The organism is Streptomyces sp. NPDC030143 (assembly GCF_055573695.1).
In genome coordinates, this window is the sequence record NZ_JBVIAY010000002.1 from 54,963 (window position 1) to 81,441 (window position 26,479).

Genomic DNA, 26,479 nt, shown 5'->3' on the forward strand with positions numbered 1-26,479 from the left:
GATCGGCGCCCAGCACGCTCCCTGTGCGCCCGCGGTCCCGCCCCGTCCCGCCGCTCGGAGGGCGAGGCCCGCGCCGGGACCGGCGGCACCGGGCGCCGCCGAACATCACCCCGCGGGCCGCGCCGGACACACCGGCGGGCCGGCGGACGACGGCGCGGGCCGGCACCCGAGGAGGAGGCCCAGGAGGCCCCCCGTACCAGTGCTGAATCCTTCCTTCGAGCGACCCGTGCAGCAATCGGACCAGCCGAACGAAAGGGACACGCCCGTGACGGCTAGGGGTTGGAGGTGACCACCTCTTCTAGGAGCAATGCATGAGCGTCGATTCCCCGGACGCGATCGCGGCGGAGATCCGGCCCGCGGCCACCTCGGCCGCCCGGCAGACGGCGGCTGCCCCGTCCGGAGGGACCGGCAGCCCCGTCCTCCCCGAGCCCCCGGACGACCAGGAGAAGTACTCCTACGTCAGGCGTCACCTCTGGATCCTCACGGTCGCCTCGCTCATCAGCATGAGCTGTCTCCTCTGCAGCCAGTTCCGGCTGATCCAGTCCTCGACCTGGCTGATCGTCCTGCTGCCCTGTCTGGTCTTCACCCTCCTCTACTACGTCGTCTCGCTGCGGGTGAACGCCTTCACCGCCGACTTCGATCTGAGGGCCCACCGCGAACTGGTCCAGGACTGGCGTCCGGACGTGTATCCGACGGTCGCGGTCCTGCTGCCCGTGTGCGGAGAACCGGTCGAGGTCCTGGAGAACACCTGGAGGCATGTGAGACGGCTTGCCGACCGTTACCCCGGCAGGGCCACCCCCTACGTCCTCGACGACTCCGCCGATCCCGAGCTCGCCGACCTGGCCGCCTCATTCGGTTTCGTCTACGGGAGCCGGCCCAACCGGGGCTGGTTCAAGAAGGCCGGCAACCTGCACTACGGGCTGGGCATCTCCGACGAGCAGTACGTCCTCGTCCTCGACGCCGACTTCGCCCCCCGGGCGGACCTCCTGCACGAGCTGCTGCCGTACCTGGAGCGCGAACCGGACCTCGGCATCGTCCAGTCACCGCAGTACTTCCGCGTGCTCGGCCGGCAGACGTGGATCGAGCGCGGTGCGGGCTCCGTCCAGGAACTGTTCTACCGTGCGGTCCAGGTGTCCCGTCAGCGCCACGGTGGCGCCATCTGCGTCGGGAGCTGCGCCGTGTACCGGCGGAGCGCGCTCGAGGCCAACGGCGGCACCACGCTGATCGAGCACTCGGAGGACGTCCACACGGGCTTCGACCTCGGACGGCTGGGCTGGAGCCTGCGCTACGTGCCCATCCCCCTCGCCACCGGCAACTGCCCCGACACGGTGAGCGCGTTCTACCACCAGCAGTACCGCTGGTGCTCGGGCTCCATGAGCCTGCTGGGGAGCAAGAAGTTCTGGGAGACCAGGCTCAGGCTGACCACCCGGCTCTGCTACGTCTCCGGTTTCCTCTACTACCTCCACACGGCGCTCTTCACCCTCGTGGCGCCGCTGATCCCGATCCTCCTGCTCGTGGCCTCGCCCGAGAAACTGAAGGCCGAGTACACGCTGCTCGTGCTGCCCAGCGTCGTCTACACGCTGCTGATCTTCCCGTGGTGGCACAGATGCCGCTACCGGCTCGAAGCCTGGGCCGCGCGCCTGATGTACGGCTGGGCGCACCTGTTCGCCGTCTGGGACACCGTGTGGGGCAGACGCCAGTCCTGGCGCCCCACCGGCTCGGCGACCGCACGGCGCAACGGCAACAGACGCCTGTGGATCGGCATCTGTTTCTGGAGCGCCGGCACGGCCGTGGTCTGGGTGGGTGCGGCGATCTGGCGGACGCTCACGCTGTACCCGCCGGACTTCGCCCTGGTGCTGGCCTCCGGGCTGTTCTACGCGGTGATCGTCGGCCGGATCCTCGTCCCGGCCCGGAGCACCGCGAAGGATCCCACGCCCGTCGCCGCGCGCACGGCACTGGTCGAACCCGCGGGGAGTCTCGGCGCCGTGTGAACACGGGGAGGTCCCCGGAGCCGGCGGAACGCTGCTCCGAGGACCTCCCCGCCACCGCGTGACGGCGTGTTCAGCCGAGGTCCACCTCGAGCACCCGGTCCGCGTCCTTGCCGGCCTTGTCCGTCGTGATCCACAGCTTGTCCCGGCCCGGCACCTTCTCGGCGAGCCGCATCCTGCCGTAGGTGTCGACGAGGTAGGGGACGGGAGTCCCGACGGTCGTGTCGGAGACGGGGACGCGCCACAGTCGCCGGCCGCGCAGCGCGGCGATGTACAGGGCGCCGTCGGCGTAGGTGAGGCCGCTCGGCACTCCTTCGGCGGGACGCCACTGGTGCACCGGATCGGTCATCCCGGCGACGGAGCAGGCGCCCTCGCAGGTCGGCCAGCCGTAGTTCTTCCCCGGTTCGATGAGGTTGACCTCGTCGTAGGCGTTCTCGCCGATCTCGGTCTCCCACAGGCGGCCCCACGCGTCCCAGGTGATGCCCTGCGGGTTGCGGTGGCCGTAGGAGTAGACGAGGGTGCCGAAGGGGTTGCCCGGTGCCGGCTCGCCGTCCGGGGTCATGCGCAGGATCTTGCCGTTGAGGGAGTTCCTGTCCTGCGCGTCGGCGGGCGTCCAGGCGTCACCGGTGGTGGCGTACAGGTAGCCGTCCGGGCCGAACTTGATGCGGCCGCCGTTCTTGCCGCCCTTCTTGATGCCCCTGACCAGGGTCCGGTAGCCGCTGAGACGGGAGCCGTCGAAGGTCATGCGCGCGATCCGGTTGCCCTCCGTGGTCGCGTGGTAGACGTACACGAAGTGGTCGCGGCTGAAGTCGGGTGACACGACGATGCTGCGCAGACCGCTCTCGGGTTTCGCGTTCACCGTGTACGGCACGGTCCCGACCTCGGTCTTCTCGCCGGAAGGGGTGAGTCTGAAGACCCGGTACGAGTCGCGCTCGTTGATCAGCGCGGAACCGTCGGGCAGCCAGCTCAGTCCCCAGGGGATGTTCCATCCCGACGAGACGGTCCGGACGGCCGAGGGCACCTTGGCGGGGGGAGCGGAGGGGTCGGGCGCCGGGTGGCCGGCCGCCGCCCGCGGAGACAGCAGTCCGGCGGCGACGGCGACGGCGGCCACGGCGCGGACCGTGACCTCCCGGTGGGTCGTGAAGGCGTACACGGGCGCGGTTCTCCTGGGAGCGGTGGCGAGGGGGGGAGCGCGTGGGGAACGGCAGGGTCACCCCCTGATCCGCTCGCGGACCCACACCCCGGACGGCTTGAGCACACCCGTGCCGGCGAACTTGCCGGCCTTGCACGTGCCCTCCTTGTAGACCGACAGATCGCGGTAGCTGTCGGAGAGACTCCACTTCGTCCAGCTGATCTTCTTCTCGGCCAGCAGGTCGACCCACTTCTGCGCCATGGTGAAGTCGTTGCCCATGCCCGCCCACGACGCGGTTCCCCACTCGGTGACGAAGACCGGGAGCTGGGCCGAGGCGCGCTCCAGGGCCGACAGGAACGGCTTCTTCGCCACCGGAGCGTAGAAGTGGAAGGTGTACATCACGTTCTTCGCACGGACGGGATTCGCGACGACCTCCCGCTCGTCGGTGTGCAGCGCCACACCGAACGTGGCCCAGGCGGGTGTGGGGACGAGGATCACGCTGTCGGGCACGCGGGAGCGGATCACCGGAATGACCTTCTCGGCGTACCGCTTGATGGTCGCCCACGGGACGTGGTGGGGTTCGTTGGCGATCTCGTAGATCACGTTGGTCTTGTTCTTGTGGCGTTCGGCGATCTTCTTGAAGAACGTGAGCGCGTTGTCGAGGTCCTCGTGCGGGTCGCCCGGGTGGATCGTGTGCCAGTCGACGATGACGTACATGCCCCGGGCGGTCGCCATGTCGACCAGTCGGCTCGCCAGTTCGGTGAACTTCTGCGGATCGGACGCGTAGCCGCCCTCGCGGGCGTACGTCGAGACACGCAGAACGCCCGCCTTCCAGTCGTGGGCGAGGGCGTCCAGCGCGGGGCCGGTCAGACAGTGCGCGTACCACTGCGTGCCGTGCGAGCTCATGCCCCGCAGCTGGATCGGCCTCCCGGACGCGGAGCACAGGAAGGTACCGCAGACGCGGATCTTGCCGTACTTCTGGACCGGGGTGACGGCCTTGGTGGCCGCCGGCCCGTTCTCCTGTCCGTGCGCCGTGGTCGCGGACAGCATGCCGAGCGTCGCGGCCAGAGCCAGACTTCGGGCGGCCCAACGGCCTGTGGAATCGAGTGAGCGCACCAGTGCCTCCGGTTGGTCGAGAGGATGCTGCACAGCACATTTGACGAAAAGAGCTTCATATGTGACGCGGCGCCGACGCGCCTCGTCCGCGGGGCGGGGTTTTTCACTCCCTTGGGGCACGGGCGCCCGTCCTCGCGTCTTCGGGACGCTGGTACGGACCGTGGCCCCCGGCCCCCGCCGTGATCTCCGACCGAAGCGCCGCCGCCGGCAGATCCACCCCGGCTCGAGTGCGCCGTCCGCGCGGTGGGTGACGGCGGTCGCGCGGCCTCCTCGGCGCCGAGGGGGCGGTGACCGCGGTGTCGCCGCCTCTTGGGCGCCGAGGGGGTCGGTGACCGCGGTGTCGCCACCCGACCCCGCGCGCGGGCAGCGCTCCACAGGGCGGCACGCAGACGGCGCTCAGGTGGAGGCGGGGACAGCCGGAGGCGGTGATCAGGCGACCTCGGCCGGCAGCTTTCCGGCGTCGACGGCGTCCACCAGTGCCCGGTGGTCCCGTTCGTTCTGGTCGGCGTAGCGCTCGGCGAACGTCACCAGTGCCCGGTCGAAGGCGTCCCCGCCGCCCAGGTAGGCGGCGATGGCGATGCGGTCGCCGGACCTGGCGTGGGCGCGGGCCAGCGTCGCACCGCAGAGGGCGCCGAAGGTCCGCATGCCCCGCGGCACCATGTCCTCGGCCACCGCGACGCCCTTCCAGTCCCACAACTGCCGTACGTAAAAATCCCGTTGTTCGCCGTCGAGCCCCTCGACACGCTCCCAGCCCAGGAAGATGTCGCTGGTGGCCTGCATCAACCGCTGCCCGGAGACGACCCGCTCGCCCTGCGTCGCACACGCTGTGGCTCCGACGTGGGGCGCCAGCACCGACTCGTCGGCCTCCTTGGCCTGGAGGAACAGCGGGTCCTCGTCGTCCCGCCCCAGCAGGAGCACGATCCAGCAGCGGGTGCCGACGCTGCCGACCCCGACGACCTTGCGCGCCATGTCGACGACCCGGTACTGCTCCAGCAGGAAGCGCCGGTCCGTCTGAAGAGTGCTGCCGTAACGCTCGATCAGCCGACCGATCTGCTCCTCGAGCCGGCCGCGCCGATCGTCCGGAAGCAGATCCTCCAGAGGGGTGACGAGCGGTGGGTCGGGGGTGATGCGGCGCCTGCCGTCGACGACCCGGGTGAGCTTGTCGAAAGCGTGTACGGCGTCGTGCGCGCGCGCCCTGGTCGCGGCCCGCCCCCAGCGTTCGCGGCCCCGCGCGGACAGGTCAGCCCCGAACCGGTCCCTCACCCACCCCTCGTCGAACTGGGCGTACCAGACGGCCAGGTTGCCGGCCCCGGCGAAGCCGCGCACGGTCTCGCGGTACGACTGCACGGTGGCCCGTACGATCGCGGCCCGCTCCTTGGTGCTGAAGCCGTTGGCGCGGCCGGCGATGGCGAGGCTGGCGGCCAGACGCTTGACGTCCCACTCCCAGGGCCCCGGCAGCGTCTCGTCGAAGTCGTTGATGTCGAACATGAGGCGACGCTCGGGCGAGGCCAGCAGCCGGAAGTTCAACATGTGCGCGTCACCGCACAGTTGGACCCGCAGACCCGTCCTCGGCGTCTTTGCGAGGTCCGACGCCATGAGGGCGGCTGCCCCCCGGTAGAACCGGAACGGCGACTCGGACATCCGTCCGTAGCGGATCGGCACGAGCTCCGGCAGCCGTGTCGCCGACTGCTTCTCGATGATCTCCAGCGGGTCCGGCCGCTTCGGTCCGGGCGCGAACTCGGCGTGGCTGGACCGGGGTACGGCGGCCCGTGCCGCCTTGCCGAGCGCGGCCCGCTCCTGCGGGGTGCGGTGCCGCATCCCGTCTCCGTCCGGATGCTTCTCGGTCATGGCGACGGCTCCCGGGGAAGATCACCTCGGCGCGGGGCGGCCGCGCCGGGCTCGTGCCGGAGGGGCGGCACGCTCACAAGCCCCTCGCCTCAACGTATCCCCGCAGGGGGAGCACGGCGAGCCGAGTGCTGCCGCCGAAAACCCCCGTCGACGCTGCCCCGGACGGGGTCGGCATCGGGCGTCGGCGCGGGGATCCGAGGCGCCCGCGCGCCCCGGGAGGGTTCGTCCGGGTGCGGTCCCTCGGCAGGACGGCAGGGAGGGCGACCTGATCGCGTCAAGGGTGGACATCCGATGTTTGCCGGATCCTCTTCCTCCTGGTCGACCGTCTGAGCTGTCCGGTCCGGGGGTTTCCACGCCATCCTCTGGCCAGGAGCACCTCCCTGACCATCAATACATCCAAGGTACGGCGCCAAGGTCATCCGGTGGCCCAGCACCGGCGGAACCAACCAGGAGTGGCAGGTCATCGCCCTGTAGACGGCCACGGGCCGGGGGACCGGTGACGAACCGGACGCTCCAGCGGCGGCCGGCACGCGGATCCGTGCCGCCCCCTCCGAGCCCGGGCGCCCCGGCGCCGACCGCGCTGCCGAGCGGCTCGACCCTCTCGCGCGGCCGACCCCCCGCGCAGGCGGCGGGCAGGACGGGGGCCGTCCCGCCGGCGGGACGGCCCCCGTCCGTGAGATGCCGGTGCGATGCCGCCGAGGCCGTCAGGACAGCGCGCTGCCACCGCGCGTCCGCCCAGGACTGTCACGCCCCGGCTCCACACCCGGCCGGAGCATCTGGCCCGCCGCCAGTTCGCGGTAGAGGGCACTGCCCGAGAGCAGCTCCTCGTGGCGTCCGCCGGCGGCGGTGCGGCCGTCCTGCAGCACCACGATGTGGTCCGCGTGCTGCACGGTGGACAGGCGGTGGGCGATGACCAGCAGGGCGCACTCCTGGGCGACGTCCTTCATGACGGTGGTGAGGGCCGCTTCGTTGATCGCGTCGAGGTGGGAGGTGGGCTCGTCCAGCAACAGCAGCGAGGGGCGGGCCAGCAGCGCGCGGGCGAGGGCGACGCGCTGGCGCTCGCCGCCGGAGAGGGTGCTGCCACGTTCGCCGATGACGGCGGACAGGCCGCCGGGCAACCGGTCGACGACGTCTTCGAGCCTGGCCAGTTCGATGACGCGCCGGACATCCGCTTCGGTGGCGTCGGGTACGGCGTAGGCGATGTTGTCGCGCAGGGTGCCGTGGATGACGTGTGTGTTCTGGTCGACGACGGCGATGCCGCGCCGGCATGCCGCACGGGTGAGTTCGGCCGCGGGCCGCCCGTCGAAGAACACGGTGCCCGCATCCGGCTCGTAGAACCGCGCCACCAGGGCGAACACCGTGCTCTTGCCGGCTCCGGACCGGCCCACCAGTGCCACGTACCGCCGGTGGGGCACGGTGAACGAGACGCCACGCAGCACCGGCCGCCGCGGATCGTAGGAGAAGTGGACGTCGTACAGGGCGAGGGCGGGGTGCTCGCGGGTGGGCGACGGCCCGGCCGGCCGCGCCGTGGGTGCGCGGTCCCTCGGCATCCGGGCTGCGGTGGGCTCGACCGTCAGACGGAGCGCCTCGTCGATGCGCTGGTAGGCGCCCATGCCGCGTTGGACGAGCCCCACGGCGCGGAAGACGGAGGACAGCGGCAGAACGAGGTACGAGGCGTACAACAGGAAGGCGACGAGGTCGCCGAGGGAGCCGGCGTCGCCGCTCACGCGCAGACCGCCGACGACGAGAACGATGAGGAACGAGCCCTGGACGGCGAGTTCGACGGCGGTGCTCATGACGGAGGCGAGCTTCGCGGTGCGTACCCCCGCGCCGTAGGCGGCATCGACGCGGGCACCGATGCCGGCCGCCTCGCGTTCCTCGGCGCGGTGCACACGGACCATCGGCAGGGAACCCAGGGCGCGTTCCAGGTCGGCGGCGAGGGCACCGACCGAGTTCTGCATGTGTTCGGACGCGCACCTGATGCCCGTGAGCAGCGAGGCGACGACCACGGCCGCAGCCGCCACGGTGAGGGCGACCAGGAGCAGCAGCACGGGGTCGAGCCAGGCCATGAGGGCGATCGCCCCGACGGCGACGAGGCTTCCCGTCACCAGATCCACCAGGGCCTGCGACACGACCTCCCGCAGCAAGGTGGTGTCGGTCGTCACCCGGGAGATGAGGTCGCCGCCCCGGTGCAGGTCGTACTCCCTCATCTCCAGCCGCAGCAACCGTCCCACCAGCCCGTGACGCAGCTGCCGTACGACTCCTTCGCCCATCCGCTCCAGGAGGTAGCGCCCCGCGGCTCCGGCCGCCGCCTCGACGAGGAACAGCACGCCGAGCAGGACCAGCAACGGCCAGACGACCTGTCCGCGGCCGGTCGCGTCCACGACGTCCTTGGCGACCAGTGGCTGGGCCAGGCCCAGCGCGGAGCCCAGGAGGGTCAGTACCGTGGCGACGGCGACGGCGCCCCGGTGCCCGGCGGTGAGCCGGTACATCGTGGCCACCGCCGCCCGGGTGGACCTGCTGCCCTCGGCGGCCTCGGCCCGGCCGCCGCACGGGACCGTCGCGCTGGTCATCGGTCCGTCGACGGTGACCGCGGGCCGACGACCACCAGCGGGGCGAAGTAGCCCGTCGGCACATCCTCGCCGACGGGACGGCCTTCCGCCTCGATCCAGGCATGCGCGGTGAACGGCGGGACGACGCGTACGCCGGTGCACCAGGTCGGCCACGTTCCGCCGAGCCGGCACAGCAGCGCCGCCCCCAGGGAGCGCGGCAGACACCCCTTGGGCCCGGCGCAGTGCAGACTGACGGCGCACAGGGCGTCGCGCGCGTTCCGGGCCTGCGCCGTGGTGGCGGGCGCGGCGCCGCGCCGCAGAACACCGAGGACGCTGCGGATGCGGCGGGGCGGCAGCAGCGCGAGGGCGACGGCGGGGAGCAGGACGAGGCGGGCGGCCAGGCGCCGGGACAGGGGCACGGCACCGGGTCGCTCGAGCGCGCTGGGCGTCGTCATGAGGCGAGCCCCGAGCTGCGAAGCTCCCGCACGAGGGTCTCGACGTCCCGCAGGGCCTGCGCCTGGTCGATGTCGAACTCCCTGACCAGGGCGGCGGCCGCGTCCACCTCCTCGCCCCCGTCCAGCAGTGTCCGCACCACCAGCGTGGCCGTCGGGTTCAACTCCCAGTAGGAGCCGCCCCGTTCGTCCAGCAGCACGGTTCCGTAGTCGGTCTCGGCCGTGGAGACGTTGTCGCCGAACCGCAGGGGCATGTGGGGACCTTTCTGACGTGTCTGACGTGACTGAGGGTCGGTGCGGTCAGGGTTGGGGGACACGGGTACGGCCGTGGGCGAGTCCCCGCAGCCACACCTCTGCGGCGATCGTGGAGTACAGGACGGCCTCGGAGAGCCCGCGGGAGGCGGGCCGCAGGGCGAGGCGGCGGAGCTCGGCGCCGTCCACCAGGCCCAGTTCCGCCAGCCGCGAGTCCTCCCACAGGGCCAGCAGGTCGGCGCGGTGTTCGCGCAGTCCGTTGGCGGCGTCCATGGAGGCCGTGGCCTTGGTGCTGCGCCGCAGGCACTCCTCGGGCACGATCCCGCGCAGGGCTGTGCTCAGGACGGGCTTGTACCGCCAGGGCGAGACGCGTTCGCTCGGGCGTACGGCGAGACACGCCTCGATCACGCGGTCGTCGAGGAAGGGGGAGGCCATCGGCAGGCCGGTGCGCGCCGCCATCCCGTCCCACTGCCGGATGACGCGGGTGCACGAGCGGATCTGCTCGAGGTCCGAGTGCAGTCCACGGTCCGGATGCAGCGGTGAGACCGTCGCCGCGGCATCGAGGAGCGCGCGGCGGGCCATCCGTTCGGCCTCCGGAGTCACCCAGTCGAACAGCCGCGGGGCCATGCCCCAGCCGAGACCCGTCGCGACGGGCGCGGGCGAGGGGTCACGCAGGTGGCGGGCGGCGTCGGCGAGCCACTTCCCGTACGGCCGCGAGTCGGCGAGGGCGCGGACCGTGCCGCCGAGCGGCCACTGCCACAACGCCCGGAACCCGCGCATCTGACGCAGGGCGAACAGCGGGCGGGTACGCAGCAGCCGGTGGTAGTACGCCTCGGAGCACCATGCCACGTGATCGCCGCCGATGCCGGTCAGGTGCACCCGGCTGCCGCGTGCGGCGAGGCCGGGCAGGTGGTGCAGGACCCGGGAGCGGTCCATGACGCCGATGGTGGGTTCGTCGAGGAGGTCGTCGATGCCGAGCAGGTCCTCGTAGACCAGCGGCGAGGCCTCGGCGTCCCAGACGAGGTGCTCGACGTCCGGGAGGTGTCCGATCGCCCGCTCGGCCCAGCGCAGGTCGGTGTCCGCCGGATCGCGTCCGGGCCATGTGCCGGCCACCACGTGGGCGGGGGAGCGGTCGGCCAGGAAACAGACGGAGGTCGAGTCCAGGCCGCCGGACAGGTCGCAGCTCACCACGCCGCCCTGACGGGTACGTGCGTCGACGGCCTCCTCCAGTGCCGTGCGGACCAGCGGCGCCGCTTCGGCGAGCGGCCGGACCGGCTCCGGCGGTGTCCACCACCGGGTGTGCCGTGGGGTGCGCCCGTCCGCGGCGACGACCAGGGCGTCCTGCGGAGGAACGGCGGTGATCCCCCGCCACATCGAGGTCTCGAACAGCGGATACGGGGCCGGCCACAGCAGTCTCACGGCCAGTTCCCGCGCGTCGGGGTCGAGGCCGAGGACGGTGGCGAGCGTGTCGGCCCGGGTCGCGGCCACCCGCACGTTGTCGATCTGCGCGTGGAAGACGAGCCGCAGTCCGGAGGCGGTTCCCTGCACTCTGATCCGTCCGTCGAGGGCGCCGACGAGATGGAAGCTTCCGGGCAGGGAGTGAGCCAGTGAGTCGAGTTCGGCGAGATCACGCACCCGTGCGGCCCGGCGCCGCAGTGCGTCGGCGTCGACAGGGCAGCAGCCGACCACGGCGAGGGAGGCGCCGCCGGCGTGAGCCGCGACGACCTCGTCGTCGTGCCAGTGGCCGACCAGCCAGGGCCGGCCCGACGCGTGCGCGAGCGTCCGGACTCCGGGGCGGGTGAAGGAGCGGGCCACGGCGGCCGCCTCCGCATGGTCGGTGAAGACCGCGAAGTGCGCGTCGCCGGGGCCCGTCCCCGCACTCTCGTGCTGTTCAGTCATGACGTCGGGTCAGGAACCGTCGCCCGTCAGTTCTTGCTCAGGATCAGCCGGTCGTTGCCGGAGCGCCCGAGGAGCCCGGTCTCCTTCCGGAAGCTGCCGAGCCGGACGAGCGTCGGTGCCTCGTATGCCTTCTTCATGACTACTCCTCACATGGGGTTTCCCGACCGCTTCCCTTGACCGACGGTCCGGGCTCTTCGGGAACCCGGGCCGGGAAGTGGCCGCAGCACCTAGCTAGCTGCGGATCGTGAGACCAGGGCAAGAACATCAACAAAGGTCAGATGATGTGCACAATCCGCCTCGCCTGGGTTGTGCGCCCCTCTCCTCACGGGTGGTCGCGCTGCCGCATCGACGGGGCGGTGGTGGTGCGCCGCATGCTCAAAGAATCGTTTCGACATGCTGCCGGGCAGTCGATCGCCCGCCTTGCCGCACACACCTGCCGGCGGCCGCGAGGCCGGCAGTGCCGGGCGCGCGCTGTCCTCCACGGAGTGCTCCCCGTCTTGTCGCTCCCACGCCGGATCCTCCGCGTCCGTGGTCACGAAGGACCGGCCTCGGCGAGGTCCCGTGCCCGCAGCGGTGTCCTCTCAGCCGCCGCCACCGGCGCTGCCGCCTGCGGAGTCGGTCCGCTGGTCGATGTCGGGAACGCCGTCGGCGTCGTCATCCCGCGTCTCCACTGCCCACAGGCGGCGGTAGACGCCGATGCGTCGCCCGACCAGCAGCGCCGCGAGGACCGCGGCGATCCGCGAGCCGAAGAGGACGGCGGCCTTGGTGTGCCACTCCGGCCGAGACCGGGTGCAGCAGACGGGAGGTCCGCTCGGCGGGGGAGGCGGCCTCGCCCTTGTCCCGACCGCTGCGCAGGATCAGTCCCCTCGCCACCCCGGCCACGGTGGCACGGACGCCTCCGTTGTACATCGGAAGAGTGCCACCGGGCGGTATCGGGCGTCATGCGGTGACGGATCGGCCCAGCGGGAGGAGTGATCTTCTCTCAATGGGTAAAACTGATGCAAAGAGCCCTTCCGTGCCCAAACCGGTGAGAAGAGGCACGCAATGGATCCTTGGCTGATCTGGTTGATCATTACTGCCGTGCTGGCCGTGGCGGAGATCCTCACCCTCACCGCTGCGCTCGGAATGCTGGCCGCGGCCGCGTTGGTCACGGCGGGTTCCGCGGCGCTGGGGCTGCCGCTGCCTTTCCAGTTCCTGGTCTTCACCGCCGTCGCCACGGTCACCGTGCTGTTCGTACGTCCCGTCGCCCTGCGCCACCTGCTCCAGCCCCACGCTCCACGGTTCGGTGTGGACGCCCTGGTCGGCAAGGGCGCCTATGTCGTCTCGGAGGTGACGGGCCTGGGCGGCAGGGTCCGCATCGACGGCGACGAATGGACGGCCCGCGCCTATGACGAGACGCTCGTGATTCCTGCCGGAAAGACCGTCGACGTCATAGAGATCAGCGGCGCCACCGCGATCGTCTACCCCCGGGACTGAAACCATGGAAACCTCGGCGTTCCTGATTGCCGGCCTGATCGTCGCGCTGTTCGCGGTCTTCACCGTGGTGCGGGCGGTCCGTATCGTTCCGCAGGCCCGCGCTCGCAACGTCGAGCGACTCGGCCGCTACCACCGGACCCTGAACCCTGGTCTCAACCTCGTCATCCCGTACATCGACCGCGTTCATCCCGTGATCGACCTGCGCGAACAGGTCGTCTCCTTCAAACCGCAGCCGGTCATCACCGAGGACAACCTGGTCGTCGAGATCGACACCGTCCTCTATTTCCAGGTCACCGATCCGCGAGCGGCCTTCTACGAGATCGCGAACTTCCTTCAGGCGGTCGAGCAGCTCACCGTCACCACGCTGCGCAACGTCGTGGGATCCATGGACCTGGAAAAAACGCTCACCTCACGGGACACCATCAACAGCCAGCTTCGCGGGGTGCTAGACGAGGCCACCGGGAAGTGGGGACTGCGGGTCAACCGAGTGGAGATCAAGGCCATCGATCCTCCGCAGTCCATCAAGGACGCGATGCAGAAGCAGATGCGGGCCGAGCGGGACAAGCGGGCCGCGATTCTCGGGGCCGAGGGACAACGCCAGTCGCAGATTCTCACCGCGGAAGGCGACAAGCAGGCCGCCGTGCTGCGCGCGGAGGGAAACCGTACCGCCGCGATCCTCCAGGCCGAGGGCCAGTCCCGGGCCATCGACGAGGTGTTCCAGGCCGTACACCGCAACGACCCCGATCCCAAACTGCTCGCCTGGCAGTACCTGCAGACGCTGCCCCAGCTCGCCCAGGGCGCGGGCAGCACCTTCTGGGTGATCCCCGGCGAGGTCACCTCCGCTCTCCAGGGCGTGTCCCGCGCCTTCAGCGAGGTGCTGCCGCAGTCGCCCGCCACCCGCGAGAAACCCACGGACGACATGGCCGCCCAGGCCGCCGACGACACGGCTCAGGCCGCGGAAGCCGCCGCCGCGGCCCTCGCCGACGCGGCCGAGGTCGATCGCGCCACCCCCGACACCCTCCCGGCGCAGCCCCCTCGCTGAGGCGGGTGACGCCGACCGGTCGACCTGGACCGGGCCCGGGGCGACGAAGGCGGTGGCGCCGAGCACGGCGCTGCGCCGGGTCCGGCGGAGACGGTGGCGCCGCGCAGGCCTGTCGGAGGAACTCCGGCCGTGGTCCACGTGAATCGACGCGGCGGCCCGGGTGGGCCGCCGCGTGCTGCGGGGTCATGCGGCAGGGGCGGTCCCGCCCTCGTCAGGGGGAACGGCAGTTCGACATGGACGCGGGAGCCCTTCGACGGCCCCCCGATGTGGCTGGCCCGCTCCCGCCAGGGCTGGTGAGCGTCGCCCGCCCCCGCGCTCCGTCGCCGTATGAGCGCTGATGTGTCGGGTGGCCCTGGGGGGGGGGGGGGGCCCCCCCCCCCCCCCCCCCCCCCCCCCCCCCCCCCCCCATCCCTCCCCCCCCCCCCCCCCACCCCCGCCCCCCCCCCCCCCCCTCCCCCACCCCCCCCCCCCCCCACCCCCACCCCCCCCCCCCCCCCCCCCCCCCCCCCCCCCCCCCCCCCCCCCCCCCCGCGGGGCCGAGGGATCCGGCTCAGGGCAGGCGCACCACCTGTCCGGCGTAGACCAGGCCGGCGCCGAAGCCGGTCAGCAGGGCGAGGCCGCCGCTGGGGGCGCGGCCGGCGGACAGCAGCTCGTCCATGGCCAGCGGGATCGAGGCCGCCGAGGTGTTGCCGCTGGTGACGATGTCCCGTGCGACGGCGGTCCGTTCGGACAGGCCGAGCTGTTCGACGACGAAGTCGGTGATGAGCATGTTGGCCTGGTGCGGGACGAACGCGTCCAGCTGGTCCACGGTCACGCCCGCGAGGTCCAGCATCCGCCGGGCCGCGGGGACGAGCTCGCCGGTCGCCCAGCGGAAGACCTTCCAGCCGGCCATGGTGATGGCCGGCCGGTCCTGCGGGCGCGCCCCGGTCCCGTCGTGCCAGGGCGCGGTCATCTTCAGGGCCGCGTTGCGCGAACCGTCGGCGTGCCACACCACCGGTCCGATGCCCGGCTCGTCGGACGGGCCGACGACGACGGCGCCGGCGCCGTCGGCGAAGAGGAACGCCGTGTCGCGGTCGGAGTGGTCGAGGATGTCCGTCATCCGCTCGGCGCCGATCACCAGGACGTAGTCGGAACGGGCCATGCGCACCAGGTCACTGGCGAGAGCGACCGCGTGGCAGAAACCCGCGCAGGCCGCCGAGACGTCGAACGCGGCGGCCTTACCCGCGCGCAGCCGGTGCGCGACCTCGACGGCGACGGCGGGCATCTGCTCCATGGAGGTGATGGTGGCCACGATGACCGTGCCGAGCTGGTCGGCGCCGATGCCCGCGGCCGCCAGCGCCTTCTCGGCGGCGGCGGTCGCCATCATCGGCAGGGTCTCGTCGGGGGAGGCGTAGCGGCGCGAGCGGATGCCCGAGCGCTTCTCGATCCACTCGGGGTCCAGCCCCGTCCGCTCGGCGATCTCGGCGTTGGGCACGGACCGTTCCGGCCGGTAGCCGCCGACGCTCAGGATGCGGCTGTGGCGCAGGTGTTGGATGTCCTGGAGGGTGGTCATGACTGGTGGGCGTCCTTTCGAGGCGCACGGGTGGTCTTCGCGCCGGAACTCCGGCGGCCCCGGGCGGTGAGGCCCCAGGGCTTGTAGGTGGAGACGGCCGTCATGAAGACCAGGCAGAGCAGGGCGAGGAGGGCCGAGCCGGACATGGCCCAGCCGACGGTGTCGAGTTCGCCGCCGCGCACCGGGGCGTTCTCGTCGACGAGTTCGTTGGCCCGCAGGATCAGCTGGTGGATCACGGAGAAGCCGAGCACCATGACGCCCATCGTCAGGAAGAACTTCACCGCCACCCATCTGCGGTGCAGCAGGCGCCACTTGGTGCCGGCGCCCACGACGATGCCGGTGATGAGCGCGAACATGCTCGTCATGCCGAGGAAGATCTCGTCGAGCATCGACATGGTGCGGTACATGGAGGCCTGCTGCTCGGCGTCGTGCGTGGTGGCGCCCGCCACCGACATGGCGAACATGCCGGTCACCAGCCCGAGCCAGCCGACCGAGATCGCCACATGGGCCGTGAGGACCGCCTTGCGCAGGCGTTGCGAGATCGTCCGGCCCTCCTCGCGCACGCTCGCCATCCACCGGTTGACAGAGGGCACGTAGAGCAGGACGAGGCCGACGACGGACGGGATCAGACTGGCCACGGCGAGGCTCGCCTGGAGCGGTCCGACCAGGGGGCGGCCGCCGAGCCGGGCGAGCCCGAGGCCGGTGAAGAGCAGGCCCAGGGAGGTGAACACCGTGAGCAGCACCCGGCCCCACTGGCGGCCGGCCCGGAGCATCTCCGCGAAGAAGCCGAACAGGGCACAGAAAGCGATGGTCAGGGCCAGGTCGCCGGTGGTCGCCGCGCCGGCCGCGCCGGTCTCGACCTGGTGGGCGATCTCGAAGACGTTGCTCGCGATCGCGGCGAGCGTCGCCACGATCACCATGGCGTAGGCCCAGCCGATGGCCGTGGGCGGGCGGGGGGAGGGCCCCGCGTCCGCGGCCGCCGCGGGGGCCGGGCGAACCGCCCGAGCAGGCGGACGGGCGGGGGCGGTAGCCTCCGCTAGCCGGTTCCGCCCGGTCCGGTCTGTCGTACTCACCGTCGCGCCTCCTTCAGGACAAGGCGCGTCCGCCCCACGGCAGCGGGGCTCTGATGCGCCGTCGGTAGCGGGTTCGTGGCGCGATCAGCGTTCCGGGGCGGCCTCGAAGCCCACTCGAAAGGCGGTGGACGGTGACACGGCCCCCGGCCGGTCAGCCCCGGTCGGCGTCGTCCAGGGAGAGCACGAACTTGTCGAGCAGCCGGGCGAACTCCCGCTGCTCGTGCGCGTCCCAGTCGGCCAGCACCCGGGAGTAGAAGTCCTGGCGGGTGCGGTGGGCGGCGGCCACGGCGGCCCGGCCCGTCTCGGTGAGCCTGAGGCAGCTGCGCCGACCGTCCTCCTGCGAGGCGATCCGCCGCACGAAGCCGGACCTCACCGCGTCGGCGACGATCCGGCTGGCGCGCGAGGGGTCGATGGCGAGCCGGTCCGCGACGAACCCGACGGTGACGTCCCGCTCGCTCTCGCTCGAACCCTCGTCGAGCACGTCGATGACGGCGAGCGTGTTCAGGTCCAGCGGTTCGGCCATGCCCTCCACGACGGGCCGGGCCAGGCTGCGCCGCGACTGGCGACGCCGGATCCGGATCATCGCCAGCTCCACGGCGTTGAGCACGCCCTGGTCCACGGGCGGTTCGTCCCCCCCACCGGGGGCGCTGTCGCGGTCTGTCCTGTTCGGCACGGTGTCCTCAGCACTCACACGTCGGAAGGCTACTCGCACATGAGTGGTCCAAGGCATTCCCGGGTGTGCAACACTTATGTGAGAAAGGCATTCATGTGCTCGCGGCAATTATGCGGTCGTGCCCGACACATCCCCCGAAGCCCCCCGAGGAGGCACGGATGTCCACCCACCCCACCGCCGCGCGCACCGCGACCCCGGTGCGCACCCGAGCGCTCGCCGTCCTGGCCACCGTGGCCGTCGGCGCACTGATCTGGCTCGTCGCCCACTCGCTCCTCGACATCGACCTGCGGGTGCCGGACGGCCCCGGCTCCACCACGACCACCGAACTCGCCCTCCCGGCCGTGCTGATCGGCACGGCGGTCGTCTCGCTGCTGGGCTGGGCCCTGCTGGCCGTGCTGGAGCGGGTGACCACCCACGCCCGCGGCGTGTGGACCGTCGTGGCGCTCCTGGTGCTCGTCCTCTCGCTCTTCGCGCCGCTGTTCGGCGAGGGGCTCGGCGCGGGCAACCGGGCCACCCTGGTGCTCCTGCACCTGGCGGTGGGCGCGATCCTCGTCCCCGCCTTCCGCCGGGACGCCCGGGCCGCCTGACGCGGCCCGCGGCCGGCCCGGGCGGTCCAGCACCCCTCCACGGGGATTCGAGTGCCGGGGGAGATCTTGGAAGCCAGGCACCGATCAGCCACGGAAGGAGACCCCTATGTGCGGCATCGCAGGCTGGGCCGGCCGCGAGGACGGACCGGCCGGCCCGGAGCCCGCGGTCGCGGCCGGCATGGCGCGGACGATGGCCTGCCGGGGCCCGGACGACTCCGGTGTCTGGGCGGACCGCAGGGCCACACTGATCCACACCAGGCTGGCGGTCATCGACCTGAGCGGTGGCCGCCAGCCCATGACCGTCGGCCCCGACGGACGGACCGGGACCGACCCGGCGGAGGCCGGCGAGGAGCCGGCCGCGGTCCTCGCCTACAACGGGGAGGTCTACAACTTCCGCGAGCTGCGCTCCGAACTGAGCGGGCTCGGCCACCGCTTCGTCACCCGCAGCGACACCGAGGTGGTGCTCCACGCCTACCTGGAGTGGGGCGAGCGGTGCGTGGAGCGCCTCGACGGCATGTTCGCCTTCGCCGTCTGGGACCCGCGCCGCCGTACGCTGCTGCTGGCCCGGGACCGGTTCGGCATCAAGCCGCTCTACTACGCCCTGACCTCCGAGGGCCTGGTCTTCGGCTCCGAGCCCAAGACGCTGCTGGCCCACCCGCGGGTGAGCCCGGCGGTCGACCTCGACGGACTGCGGGTGCTGTTCTCGATGGCCCGCGCGCCCGGCGAGAGCGTCTACCGGGACATCCGCGACCTGCCGCCCGGCCACACGCTGACCTGGGGCCCGGGCGGCGCGCGGCTGCGCCGCTACTGGCAGCTGGAGGCCCGCCCGCACGAGGACGGCCTCGAGGACACCGTGCGCACCGTGCGCGAGCTGCTGGAGAGCAGCGTCTCCCGCGAGCTGGTCTCGGACGTCCCGCTGGGCGTGCTGCTCTCCGGCGGTCTCGACTCCAGCACCGTCGCCGCCCTCGCCGCCCGCGCCCTGGCGAACGAGAACGGCGGCCGGGTCCGCACCGCCACCGTCACCTACAGCGGCTACAGCGACAACTTCCAGCCCGACCTGGTGCGCAGCGCCCCCGACGCCCCCTACGCGCGGGCCGTCGCCGAGCACATCGGCGCCGACCACCTGGAGATCGAACTCAGCACGGCGGACCTGATCGACCCGACCGCGCGCCGCGCCGTGCTGCGCGCCCAGGACGTCCCCGCCCCGTTCGGGGACATGGACACCTCGACGTACCAGGCGTTCGCGGGCGTGCGCCGGCATGTCAAGGTCGCGCTCACCGGTGAGAGCGCCGACGAGATCTTCGGCGGCTACAGCTGGGTGCACATTCCCGACCTGGCGTACGAGGAGCAGTTCCCCTGGGTCGCCTTCGAGCAGTGGCACCCGGGCACCCGCGAGGGGCTGGGACAGGGGCTGCTGGCCCCCGCCTTCAAGGCCCGCCTCGACATGGGCGCCTACTACGCGGAGCGGTACACGCAGGCCATGGCCGGCATCCCCCGGCTGGCCGGGGAGGACGCCGAGGAGCGTCGCGCCCGTGAGATCTGCCATCTCCACCTGACCCACTGGCTGCCCCGGCTGCTGGAACGCAACGACCGGCTCAGCATGGTCTCCGGGCTGGAGGTGCGGGTTCCGTTCTGTGACCACCGGCTGGTGCAGTACGCGTACAACATTCCCTGGGCGATGAAGACCTTCGACGGCAGGGAGAAGAGCCTGCTGCGGGCGGCCGTCGCGGACCTGCTGCCGGAGCGGGTGCTGGAGCGGCCCAAGGCGCCCTTCCCGGTCAGCCAGGACAGCACGTACACCAAGGCCCTGCACCAGGAGTTCGCGGAGGTCCTGGCCGACCCGGCCTCGCCGGTGCTGCCGCTGCTGGACCTGGACAAGGCACGTCATGTCATCGGCGCCGAGGGCGAGGCGGAGGCGCGGGACTGGCTGCACCGCATGAACGTGGAGATGGCCCTCCAGGTCAACACCTGGCTCTTGGCCCACGGAGACTCCGTGGACCTGTGAGGAGGACGCCCCGGACCCTGAGGAGGGGGGCGCCGGGACCGGCCGGTGGGGGAGGGGGCGCCCGGGGCCGGCCCGGTGGCGAATGCGGCCGGCGAGGACGGGGAGCCCGGACCCATGAGCACGGACCTCGGGGCTCGGACGGTGCGCCCCGGCCCCCGGCCCCCAGCCCCCGCCCCCCGGTCGGTGAGCCCCGGGCGATCGGCCCCGGGCGCGGGATCCGGGCGGGTGGGCCGGGGCGCGGTGAGTCCGGGTCCGGTGGCCGGGGCCCGTGGGCTCGGGCCGGCGGGTCACGGCCCGTGAGGGGGCGCGGTCGGTCGGCACCGGTGACGCCGTGCCCGTGAACGCGCGCCGGTGCAGCCGCGGCCGTGTCCCCGGCGCCGAACGGGCCGACGGTGCCCGGGCCGGCCGGTGCCGCCGGCACCGACCGGGGTGGTTCTGGACCGCCCGGGGCTGTTCGGTACCGGCCGGGACCGCCGGTACCGGCCGCGGTGGTCCTGGACCCGGGGCTGTTCTGGACCGGCCGGGACCGCCCCAGGGGTGCGCAGTACCGGTCGGCGGGAGTCGGTCGGCGGGGCCGGGGCCGGACATGACTCAGGGGCGCCCCGAGGGGCGCCCCTGAGGGGTCCTTGCCCTGTGCCCGCCCGGACCGCGCGGCCCGGTACCGCACTTCGCCGCGTCGCCGGAGAGCCCTGGTAGCTCCGCTACGAGGCCCCTCCGGCGGGCCTTGCGATGCACGGCACCGGACCGCGCGGCCTGATCAGGCGCTCGTAGTGCGAGGACCCCTGAGCCATGGGGGTGGACCGGTCAGGCGGCGGCGTGGGTGAGCGGTACGCGCAGGGCCGTCCGCAGCAGGGCCGGGAGCCGGTACTGGAAGTACCGGTCGGACGAGCCGTCGCTCACGAGGTCCACTTCGAGGAGGAGGAACTCGACCAGTTCCTCGAGCAGTTCCTCGGTCTCGTCCGGGTCACCGCCCAGGACGAGCGCCGCGTTCTCGACCGTGAGCACGTCCTCACCGGCGCCGGCCAGCTTGCCCAGCATCTCGCGCAGATGCGGGGCGAGACCCCGGCAGCGCCGGACGACGTGGTGGAACGGGTGCGGGCGCTGCGGCGAGACCGTCGTCGGGCGGTCCCGGCCCATCCAGTCGATGAGCTGGCGCATCGACCAGTGCGGACGCAGCGCGAGCAGGTCGGCGGCCTCCAGGACTGGGCCGGGCAGGCTGCCGCACAGGTCGACCATCCGGCGCAGGGCCGAGGCGTCGCCCAGCAGGCGGTCCCCGCCGAGGGCCTCCAGGAGGAGTTCCCCCGACTCGTCCGGGTGGAGGGGCGGGACGTCCACGGGTGTGCCGAGCTGACCGCCGCACAGGCGCCGGTAGCCGGCCACGAGCAGGGCCGACCCTGCGTGGCCCGGGACCAGATCGGTGACCTGGTGCGCCGCCGCCACGTCGTCGGCCACCAGCAGGACCCGTCGGGAGGCGAGCCAGGACTGGAGCGTCCTGGCCCGCCCGGATCTGGTCGTGGGCAGGTCGGAGCGCCGGAACCCGACCGCCTCGAGCAGTTCCGCCAGCACGTCCTCGACGGTCCGCGGCGCGGCCGGGTCGCCGAAGGTCACGTACAGCCGCCCGTCGGGGAACGCGTCGCCCAGGCGGTGGGCGACGGCGGTCGCGAGGGCCGTGACGCCCGCGCCGGGCGGCCCGGCGACGGTGACGCACCGGGCGCGGTCCGTGCCCCCCTGCTCGGTCAGCAGCCGGGTGACCCGGGCGATCTCAGTCGCCCGTCCTCTGAGCGGCACGTCCGGAGGCAGCGTCACCGGCGGGTCGGCGTCCGCGACGGCCGCGTGCGCGCCGATCACGGAGGCGCGCTCCACGGGCAGGTCCAGGCCGCGGTCGCCGGCCAGCACCTGCTGGTGCAGGCGCTGGAGCTCCGCACACGGCTCCAGTCCAAGTTCGCGTGCGAGGACCCGGCGGATGCGCTGGAACACCTCCAGGGCGTCCGGGCGTCGGCCCGCCCGGTAGAGGGACAGCATGAGCTTGGCGTGCAGTCCCTCCCGGGTCGGGTTGTCGGCGGCCAGCCCGGTCAGTTCGCTGATCAGCCGGTGGTGGCGGCCGAGGAGGAGATCGGCGTCGATCCGCTCCTCCAGCACCTCGTAGCGCTGTTCCTCGAGCCGGAGGGCGTCGATGCCCACGATCGGGCCCGGAGCCAGATCACTGAGAGCGGGGCCCCGCCACACGGCGAGCGCCCCGTGCAGCAGCTCGGCCGCCTCGGCGACCGCACCGCGCTCCATCGCCTGTCGCCCGCGTGCCGCGAGATCGGTGAACTCCCGGGCGTCCAGGCAGCCCTGAGGCAGGGAGAGCCGGTAGCCGCCGGGGGTGGTCAGCAGGGCCGGGGAGCAGTCGGCGCCTCCCGAAGGGCGTGGCTCGCTGAGTCCGGGCAACTTGCGCAGTTGATAGATGTAGGTCTGAAGTGTCGTGGCGGCGCTGCACGGTGGGCGTTCCTCCCACAGCTCCTCGACCAGTTGATGGAGCGGCACCGTGGTGTTGGCCCTCAGGGCCAGCAGCGCGAGGACTTGACGTACCTTCGGGGCGGATGGCGTGACATGCACGCCATCGTGGACGACTTGCAGGGTTCCGAGTAACCCGATCTGCAGCACTGGCCCTCCCGTTGATCGCATCTGACACGGCCTGATGCTCTTCGTGAGCCTGGGGTTGGCCCCTTGACTTCTGCTTGAGCTGCGCTCGACAGGTGCTGGCGACCCACCGTCTGTCTCAGAACCCCCTCGACGTCGAATGCCTGCGCTGAAGTATGCTACACAAGGCAATCATGTGCTGAGGGCATATAGTTGCCATATGGCTCTGTATGTGCCCTGACAAGGAGTTCCGATGACGCACACCGGCTCGGGCCACCCGAGCGGAGCAGCCGCCCCCACCCCCGCACCTGCCCCTCCACTGCCGCCCCGTTTCCCCCTCCTGCTCGCCTCCCTGCTGCTGACCAGCGCGATGTCGATGCTCGACCAGTCGATCGTCGCCACCGCGGGGCCGAGCCTGAGCGGGGACCTGGGCGCTTTGAACCTGTACGGCTGGACGTTCACGGCCTATATGCTTACGTTCAGCGTGTCCATGCCCATCTATGGCAAACTCGGCGATCTGTTCGGACGCCGGGCCGTCTACCTGTCCGCCGTCGTGATCTTCCTCGTGGGATCCGCCGCCTGTGGAGCCGCCGGTTCGATGGGCCAGCTCATCGCCTTCCGCGCCCTTCAGGGCCTGGGCGGCGGCGGGCTCCAGGTCAGCGCCTTCTCCGTGCTCGGCGACCTGATGCCGCCCCGTCAACGCGCCAAGTACCAGGGGTGGTTCGCGGGTGTCATGGTGATCGCCAACCTGGCGGGCCCGCTCGCCGGCGGTGTGCTCACCGACCAGCTCGGCTGGCGCTGGATCTTCTACGTCAACATCCCGCTCGGACTCCTCGCGCTCGCGGGCATCGCCACCCTCCTGCCGCGCACCGCGGGTCGTGCCGTCCGGCCGCGCATCGACCACGCCGGTACGGCGCTGCTCTGCCTCCTCATCGGCTGCCTGGTCCTCGGCACCGACCTGGCCGGACGGGACGGCTGGGGCGACCCGACGGTCCTCGCCCTCGGCGTCGGTGCCGTGGTGCTGGCGGTGGCGTGGGTGCGCCGTGAGCGGTCCGCGGCCGAGCCGGTCGTCCCGCTCGGGCTGTTCGCGGACCGGACGTTCACCATCTGCGTGGCCGTGGCGTTCGGGGTCAGCTTCGCCTTCTTCGGCTGCGTCAACTTCGTACCGCTCTTCTACCAGGCGGCGCTGGGCGTGAGCGCCACCCGGACGGGTCTGCTGTTCCTCCCCGCGATGATCGGCATGGCGGTGGCCACGGTCGTGGCGGGACAGGTGATCGCGAAGACCGGCCGCTACAAGTGGTTCCCGGTGGCGAGCACCGCGCTGGCCGCGGGAGCCGCCGCCGTCATGGCACTGACCTCCGAGGACACCGGCGTCACGACCGTCGCGCTGCTGCTCGCCGTCATGGGCGTCGGCGTCGGGCTGTCGTCCCAGGTGACCACGCTGGTCGCGCAGAGCACGGCGCCCCGGGAGCACATGGGCGTCAGCACCTCCACCGTGGGGCTCGCCCGGAACCTGGGCACGGCCTTCGGTGCCACCGTCTTCGGCTCGATCCTCAACGCCCGGCTGGCCGCCGAGGCGCCGCGCCTGCTGCCCGCGGGCACGGCGGACGAGATCGTGTCGGGCGCCTGGGACCCGGCGCGGACCGCGTCGCTGGACCCCCGCACCGCCGAGTCGGTGGCGGAGGTCTACGGCAACGCCATGTCCACCGTCTTCCTCTCAGCCGTCCCGGTCCTGCTGATCGGCCTGGTCCTGGCCCTGCTCCTGAAGGACACCCGCCTCCCGGCCCGCGGCCCCGGCGGCCCCGGCGGTCCCGGCGGCCCCGGCGGTCCCGGCGGCCCGGGCGGCCCGGGCGGCCCGGGCGGCCCGGGCGGCCAGGGTGGTCCCGGCGGGCCGGGTGGACAAGGCGGGCCGGGAGGACACGGTGATGCCGACGGCCCGGGCGGAAAGGGCGGTCCCGCGGGGCCCGGCGCCACCGGCGCCTCCGGGGGATCCGAAGGGCCGCTCGCGAAGCCCGGCGACGGGGGCTGAGCCCCCGGGCGCGGGCCGACGAGGGAAGCTCGACGACGAACGGGCCGTCTCCGAACGGTCCGTTCCCGAACGGACCGTCTCAGAACGGACTGTCGCCTAACGGGCGGTTCCCGAGTGGACCGTCGCCGAACGGACTGTCGCCGAAGGGGCGGTTCCCGAGTGGTCCGTCTCCGAACGGACTGTCTCCGAACGGGCGGTTCCCGAGTGGACTGTCGCCGAACGGGCCGTCTCCGAGCGGTCCGTTCCCGACGGGCCGACGACGCGCAACCGGTCGTCACCGAGGGTCGGTCGGTTCCCGGACATCGGCGAGGTCGGCCCACAGCGCGCGCTCGTGCGCGGGCAGCTCCGCGAGGGGGGTCGGGTCCAGACGTTCGGGATGCCCCGCCGCGGGGCCCGCTGCCCGCAGGCCACCGTCCCCCGTCGGGGGCAGCGCCGGCGGGACGACGTACGGGGCGAAGCCGTAGCACTCGGGCGGGGTCGGGGCGCCGAAGCAGTGCCCCACGGCGACCAGCCCCACCGCCATGTCGTGCCACACCCGCCGCAGCCACGTCCGCACCCTGCGCACCCCCGGGGCCTCCCTCCGCTCGTCTGCCGGGCCCCGAAGCTAGGCCGCGCGCCTCGAAGACCGCTGGAGCGGGGGACCAGCACGACGCCGTCGCGACCCGGCCGGGACGGGCGGCGGCCCCAGCGGGTTTCGAGCGGACGCGGGCACAGTGTTACCGGGGGTCGCATCAACGGCCTGATGGACCCCCGACCGGCGGACGGACCGGCGCGCTCCCCCCGTGGCGCGGCGACCGCCGCCGACCCGCCGCCGGCGGCTCCGGGACCGGGCACCTCGACACCCGTCCTCCCGCGCCGCCGGCGGCACCACGGCCCGCCGCCCCGGGCGCTCCCGCCCGACGCTCACCAGCCCGGCCGCGCCCGCCGTCCGAACAGCAGCCCGCGCGGTTCCGGGGGTGCCGGGGTGCCCGGTTTGAGGGGCCAGGCGAGGAGCATGCCGGCGAGGAAGCCCACGACGTGGGCCGCGTAGGCCACCGTGCCCCCGCCGGAGACGCCCTCGCCGGAGGAGTACACCGCCTGGAGCACGAACCAGAAGCCCAGCACCAGCCAGGCCGGCAGCCGCAGCGGCAGGAAGATCAGGAAGGGCACGAGGACCCACACCCGGGCCTTCGGATACAGCACCAGGTAGGCGCCCAGCACGCCGGCGATCGCTCCCGAGGCGCCGATCAGCGGGTCGCTCGAGTCGGCGTTCAGCAGGGCGAAGCCGTACGACGCCGCGTACCCGCAGGCCCCGTAGAACAGGGCGAAGCGGACGTGGCCCATGCGGTCCTCGATGTTGTTGCCGAAGATCAGCAGGAACAGCATGTTGCCCAGCAGGTGCAGCCAGCCGCCGTGCAGGAACATCGCGGTCAGGACGCTCAGCGCCGGGGACTTGTCGTAGCCCGGCGGGCCCAGCAGACAGGCTCCGTCGCGCACCTCACCGGTGGGGACCAGCCGCGGCAGCTGATCGTGGACCAGTTCGCGCGGGACGGCCGCGTAGTGCTCCAGGAACGCGTGCAGATGACACGTCTGCGCCAGCGCGCTGTCGCCGGCCACCGAACCGGACAGGCCGGGCATGAACAGGAACACGAAGACGTTCGCGGCGATCAGCGCGTACGTCACCACCGGGGTGCCGCGTGCGGGGTTCACGTCATGGACGGGGATGACCACAAGGAAGTACTGCCCCCGATCCGTTCGGCGAATCGGTGAACGCCGGTGTCCGCGGACGCGTATGAACCGGCAACCGCCCGCGGTCCGGGGAAGGCGGGCCGCGGGGACGACGTGAGGAAACAGGCGATGAACGACCGGGTTACCCCTGCCATGCACGCGACGCCCGACGGCGAGGCGGAGCTCTCGCTCGTGATCCGCCTCCCCTGGGAGGACGTGGCGCGGCTCGGCCAGGAAGCGGGCAGGCTGGCCTCCCAGATGCAGCGGCCGGTGACGCTCGACGAGGCCGTCAGCCACCGGCTGCGGTCCCGGGCCGCGACCGCCGCGCACGCCAAGCCCGCCGAGCAGCCGGCCGCGGCGCCGGTGTCGGCCCTGCCGCGGCTCAGCGGGACGGCGTAGGCGCGCGGGCCGCGTCGGGGGCGTGGGGGTGCGAGGACGGCTGCGGGCGGCGTCGTGGCGTGTCGCACGGCTCCC

Annotated in this window: 21 protein-coding genes; 7 read left to right on the plus strand and 14 right to left on the minus strand. The window is 72.7% G+C overall.

Annotation, left to right across the window (positions count from 1 at the left end):
• Positions 1 to 311 precede the first annotated feature (311 nt).
• Positions 312 to 1,991, plus strand: a complete 1,680-nt coding sequence (locus ACZ4YY_RS03400; RefSeq protein WP_468283366.1) for a glycosyltransferase family 2 protein — start codon at positions 312 to 314, stop codon at positions 1,989 to 1,991.
• Positions 1,992 to 2,061: 70 nt separating this feature from the next.
• Here ACZ4YY_RS03400 and ACZ4YY_RS03405 read toward each other — a convergent pair whose 3' ends face one another.
• From ACZ4YY_RS03405 to ACZ4YY_RS03440, 8 genes are all read right to left on the minus strand, one after another.
• On the minus strand, positions 2,062 to 3,141 hold the full coding sequence (locus tag ACZ4YY_RS03405; RefSeq protein WP_468283368.1) for a PQQ-dependent sugar dehydrogenase: 1,080 nt from the start codon (positions 3,139 to 3,141) through the stop codon (positions 2,062 to 2,064).
• Positions 3,142 to 3,198: 57 nt separating this feature from the next.
• Positions 3,199 to 4,236, minus strand: coding sequence for a glycoside hydrolase family 5 protein (locus ACZ4YY_RS03410; RefSeq protein ID WP_468283370.1), 1,038 nt, complete (start codon positions 4,234 to 4,236; stop codon positions 3,199 to 3,201).
• A 429-nt stretch (positions 4,237 to 4,665) separates the two neighbouring features.
• Entirely contained in the window at positions 4,666 to 6,084 is a 1,419-nt protein-coding gene (locus tag ACZ4YY_RS03415; protein ID WP_468283372.1) for a DUF2252 domain-containing protein, read from the minus strand.
• A 704-nt stretch (positions 6,085 to 6,788) separates the two neighbouring features.
• Entirely contained in the window at positions 6,789 to 8,657 is a 1,869-nt protein-coding gene (locus tag ACZ4YY_RS03420) for an ABC transporter ATP-binding protein (protein WP_468283374.1), read from the minus strand.
• Positions 8,654 to 9,091 carry a lasso peptide biosynthesis B2 protein gene (locus tag ACZ4YY_RS03425; RefSeq protein ID WP_468283376.1) on the minus strand — a complete coding sequence of 146 codons (438 nt, stop codon included), beginning with the start codon at positions 9,089 to 9,091 and terminating at the stop codon, positions 8,654 to 8,656. The genes ACZ4YY_RS03420 and ACZ4YY_RS03425 overlap by 4 nt, the downstream gene beginning before the upstream one ends.
• Positions 9,088 to 9,342, minus strand: coding sequence for a lasso peptide biosynthesis PqqD family chaperone (locus tag ACZ4YY_RS03430; protein WP_468283378.1), 255 nt, complete (start codon positions 9,340 to 9,342; stop codon positions 9,088 to 9,090). The genes ACZ4YY_RS03425 and ACZ4YY_RS03430 overlap by 4 nt, the downstream gene beginning before the upstream one ends.
• Before the next feature lie 46 nt (positions 9,343 to 9,388).
• Entirely contained in the window at positions 9,389 to 11,239 is a 1,851-nt protein-coding gene (locus tag ACZ4YY_RS03435) for a lasso peptide isopeptide bond-forming cyclase (RefSeq protein ID WP_468283380.1), read from the minus strand.
• 26 nt (positions 11,240 to 11,265) lie between these two features.
• The gene (locus ACZ4YY_RS03440; protein ID WP_019759430.1) at positions 11,266 to 11,376 is read right to left on the minus strand and encodes a keywimysin-related RiPP; all 111 of its coding nucleotides are present in this window, start codon (positions 11,374 to 11,376) and stop codon (positions 11,266 to 11,268) included.
• A gap of 907 nt (positions 11,377 to 12,283) precedes the next feature.
• Here ACZ4YY_RS03440 and ACZ4YY_RS03445 point away from each other — a divergent pair.
• Positions 12,284 to 12,715 (plus strand): NfeD family protein, encoded by a 432-nt coding sequence (locus ACZ4YY_RS03445; protein WP_468283382.1) that lies wholly within the window; start codon positions 12,284 to 12,286, stop codon positions 12,713 to 12,715.
• A 4-nt stretch (positions 12,716 to 12,719) separates the two neighbouring features.
• On the plus strand, positions 12,720 to 13,757 hold the full coding sequence (locus tag ACZ4YY_RS03450; RefSeq protein ID WP_468283384.1) for an SPFH domain-containing protein: 1,038 nt from the start codon (positions 12,720 to 12,722) through the stop codon (positions 13,755 to 13,757).
• Positions 13,758 to 14,307: 550 nt separating this feature from the next.
• On the opposite strand, the gene ACZ4YY_RS03455 is transcribed toward ACZ4YY_RS03450, so the two are convergent.
• The 3 genes from ACZ4YY_RS03455 to ACZ4YY_RS03465 all read right to left on the minus strand — a co-directional run bounded on the left by ACZ4YY_RS03455 (position 14,308) and on the right by ACZ4YY_RS03465 (position 17,001).
• Positions 14,308 to 15,309 carry a beta-ketoacyl-ACP synthase III gene (locus tag ACZ4YY_RS03455; protein ID WP_468283386.1) on the minus strand — a complete coding sequence of 334 codons (1,002 nt, stop codon included), beginning with the start codon at positions 15,307 to 15,309 and terminating at the stop codon, positions 14,308 to 14,310.
• The gene (locus ACZ4YY_RS03460) at positions 15,306 to 16,229 is read right to left on the minus strand and encodes a hypothetical protein (RefSeq protein ID WP_468283388.1); all 924 of its coding nucleotides are present in this window, start codon (positions 16,227 to 16,229) and stop codon (positions 15,306 to 15,308) included. Before ACZ4YY_RS03460 ends, ACZ4YY_RS03455 begins: the two co-directional genes overlap by 4 nt.
• A 304-nt stretch (positions 16,230 to 16,533) precedes the next feature.
• Positions 16,534 to 17,001 carry a MarR family winged helix-turn-helix transcriptional regulator gene (locus ACZ4YY_RS03465; RefSeq protein WP_468284329.1) on the minus strand — a complete coding sequence of 156 codons (468 nt, stop codon included), beginning with the start codon at positions 16,999 to 17,001 and terminating at the stop codon, positions 16,534 to 16,536.
• Positions 17,002 to 17,213: 212 nt separating this feature from the next.
• Here ACZ4YY_RS03465 and ACZ4YY_RS03470 point away from each other — a divergent pair, with 212 nt between their 5' ends.
• Both ACZ4YY_RS03470 and asnB read left to right on the plus strand, forming a co-directional pair.
• Positions 17,214 to 17,642, plus strand: coding sequence for a DUF6069 family protein (locus ACZ4YY_RS03470; protein WP_468283390.1), 429 nt, complete (start codon positions 17,214 to 17,216; stop codon positions 17,640 to 17,642).
• Positions 17,643 to 17,748: 106 nt separating this feature from the next.
• Positions 17,749 to 19,647, plus strand: a complete 1,899-nt coding sequence (gene asnB, locus ACZ4YY_RS03475) for an asparagine synthase (glutamine-hydrolyzing) (RefSeq protein WP_468283392.1) — start codon at positions 17,749 to 17,751, stop codon at positions 19,645 to 19,647.
• A gap of 804 nt (positions 19,648 to 20,451) precedes the next feature.
• Here asnB and ACZ4YY_RS03480 read toward each other — a convergent pair.
• On the minus strand, positions 20,452 to 22,245 hold the full coding sequence (locus ACZ4YY_RS03480; protein WP_468283394.1) for an AfsR/SARP family transcriptional regulator: 1,794 nt from the start codon (positions 22,243 to 22,245) through the stop codon (positions 20,452 to 20,454).
• 277 nt (positions 22,246 to 22,522) lie between these two features.
• Here ACZ4YY_RS03480 and ACZ4YY_RS03485 point away from each other — a divergent pair, with 277 nt between their 5' ends.
• Positions 22,523 to 24,298: an MDR family MFS transporter gene (locus tag ACZ4YY_RS03485; RefSeq protein WP_468283396.1), complete on the plus strand. Its 1,776-nt coding sequence runs from the start codon at positions 22,523 to 22,525 to the stop codon at positions 24,296 to 24,298.
• Between the two features lie 274 nt (positions 24,299 to 24,572).
• Here the strand turns inward: ACZ4YY_RS03485 and ACZ4YY_RS03490 are convergent, their stop codons facing one another.
• Positions 24,573 to 24,863 carry a DUF6059 family protein gene (locus tag ACZ4YY_RS03490; protein WP_468283398.1) on the minus strand — a complete coding sequence of 97 codons (291 nt, stop codon included), beginning with the start codon at positions 24,861 to 24,863 and terminating at the stop codon, positions 24,573 to 24,575.
• Positions 24,864 to 25,201: 338 nt separating this feature from the next.
• Entirely contained in the window at positions 25,202 to 26,008 is an 807-nt protein-coding gene (locus tag ACZ4YY_RS03495) for a rhomboid family intramembrane serine protease (protein WP_468283400.1), read from the minus strand.
• A 126-nt stretch (positions 26,009 to 26,134) separates the two neighbouring features.
• Between ACZ4YY_RS03495 and ACZ4YY_RS03500 the strand changes: the two genes are divergently transcribed.
• Positions 26,135 to 26,404, plus strand: a complete 270-nt coding sequence (locus ACZ4YY_RS03500; protein ID WP_468283402.1) for a hypothetical protein — start codon at positions 26,135 to 26,137, stop codon at positions 26,402 to 26,404.
• Positions 26,405 to 26,479 lie beyond the last annotated feature (75 nt).